This window comes from Micromonospora sp. LOL_025 (assembly GCF_048060285.1).
GTDB lineage: Bacteria > Actinomycetota > Actinomycetes > Mycobacteriales > Micromonosporaceae > Micromonospora.
Window position 1 is genome coordinate 1 of the sequence record NZ_JBHMIR010000104.1, and the last position, 931, is coordinate 931.

General features: G+C 77.6%; 1 protein-coding gene. It reads left to right on the forward strand.

All coding sequences use genetic code 11. The annotated features are described in order from the left end of the window. On the forward strand, nucleotides 1-931 hold a 931-nt coding region (locus ACFHW0_RS31670), incomplete at both ends, for a hypothetical protein (protein ID WP_416613297.1).

Here is a 931-nt window from a genome sequence, read left to right on the forward strand (position 1 = left end):
CCGGTGCGGTTCGCCGACGGGGTGGCGGCGCTGCGGGCGCAGGGCGTGGACACGTTCCTGGAGCTCGGCCCGGACGCGGTCCTCACCGCCATGGCAGCCGAGGCGGACGCGGCCGACGACGTGCGGTACGTCGCCACGCTGCGCCGCAACCAGCCCGACGTCACCACCCTCACCAACGCCGTCGGGCAGCTCTGGGCTGCCGGCGTGGCCGTCGACTGGGCGGCGTACCTCGGCCAGACCGGCGCCCGGCCGCGCGTGGTCGAACTGCCCACCTACGCCTTCGACCGGCAGCGCTACTGGCTGGAGGACCCCCGGCCCGCCTCGGCTCCGGAGGGCGCCCACGCCCCGTCCGACGAGCAGTTCTGGGCGGCGGTCGAGTCCGGGGACCTCGGCGTGCTCGGCGACGAGTTGGCGGTGGGCGCGGACGAGCCGTCCACCGCGCTGCTGCCCAAGCTCGCCCGCTGGCGGCGGGCCACGCAGCAGCGGGCCGCCGTCGACTCCTGGCGGTACCGGGCGACGTGGCGTACGGCTGCCGTGCCGGAGTCCGCGACGTTGGCGGGGACCTGGCTGCTGCTGATGGCGCCGGGGCAGGAGGACCACCCGGTGGCCGCGGCCCTGGCCGCCCGGGCCGACCGGGCGGTCCCGGTGCTGGTCCCTGCCGGCGCCGACCGCGAGCGGGCGGCGCGGCTGCTGCGGGAGGCGATGGGGACCGACGACCGGGACGCCCACGTGGTGTCCCTGCTGTCGCTGGCCGACCCCCGGGAGTCGGTCGCTTCCGGGGAGGCGGCCACGGTTCCGGCCGCCGCCGAGGTGTCGACGGCGCTGTCCGTGGTGCAGGCGCTGACCGACGTCGGCGGGACGGGCCGGTTGTGGTGGCTGACGCGTGGGGCGGTCTCCGTGGACGACGCGGAGCCTCTGACCGACGTGGTGG